Below are 238 nucleotides of genomic sequence, written 5' to 3' on the forward strand. Positions count from 1 at the left end.
GGATGCCTGCGAGGGCGAGGCGTTGCTTCTGTCCGCCGGACAGTGCCGCCGTCGGGTGGTCAAGGGCCAAACCCGCACCAGCCGCGGTGCGCAAGCCGACGTCGTCGAGTGCTTCATGAACGCGGGCCCATATCTCCTCCCGCGGCACGCAGAGGTTCTCCGCGCCAAAGGCGACATCGTCCCCCACCCGGGAGAGGACAACCTGCGTTTCGGGGTCCTGCTGCATCAAGCCTGCCCG

1 pseudogene is annotated in these 238 nt (G+C 68.5%); it reads right to left on the bottom strand.

Annotated features, from left to right (window positions below):
• Nucleotides 1-238, bottom strand: a pseudogene (locus SB847_RS22160) (ABC transporter ATP-binding protein); the annotation flags it as partial.

Source organism: Bacillus sp. SIMBA_026, assembly GCF_046535335.1.
Classification (GTDB): Bacteria; Bacillota; Bacilli; order Bacillales; family Bacillaceae; genus Bacillus; species Bacillus velezensis.